2 protein-coding genes are annotated in these 567 nt (G+C 55.2%); both read left to right on the forward strand.

Annotated features, from left to right (window positions below):
• A partial coding sequence (locus Q7C20_RS26965) for a hypothetical protein (protein ID WP_375071218.1) occupies window positions 1–336 on the forward strand: 336 nt, incomplete at its 5' end.
• The coding region (locus Q7C20_RS26970) for a hypothetical protein (RefSeq protein WP_375071219.1) at window positions 336–567 on the forward strand (232 nt) is incomplete at its 3' end. The genes Q7C20_RS26965 and Q7C20_RS26970, both read left to right, overlap by 1 nt.

The raw sequence follows: 567 nt of genomic DNA on the forward strand, positions 1-567 counted from the left end.
TTGCTGCATAAAGTCGATGCGCGCCGCCAAGCCGTCGACGCCGGTGTTACAGAGTTGATAGCCCTCTCTGCGCGGCTGGGTTATTTCCCGCACATTCGGTTCGATACGGCCAATGAGCGATTGAACGGCTGCGTACTGAGGATCTTCGGTTTCGATGATGGCGAGAATATCGACCATCGCGCCGCCTTCACAATGGCGCAGCGGAGAAACCCGGGAGTGCAGTTGTGTAGCTTAGCGCATTGGCTGAATTTGATTTCCGCCCACAGCGACAAACGCCCGAATAAAAGCGGTCGAACAGCGAAAACTATCGACGTCAACATGGAAGGAGCGCACTGATGAGCGTCATCGGCTTGATCAATCTGATGGAAATGGCGAAACAGGGAGCAAAATTCGGCGAACTGTCGCCTCGACGCCAAACCATCGAGCATGTTGACGCCGCCGCACTCAGTGCGGTGCAGGAAGACATTACCGCATTTTTATCTGTCTGTACGCCGGACAATTCAGAGCGGCACACCGGCGAGAAGCCTTGTTACACCGTCAATCACTACGCGGGGCAATACCTGTGGC

The organism is Pseudomonas sp. AMR01 (assembly GCF_041946035.1).
Taxonomy (GTDB): domain Bacteria; phylum Pseudomonadota; class Gammaproteobacteria; order Pseudomonadales; family Pseudomonadaceae; genus Aquipseudomonas; species Aquipseudomonas antarctica_B.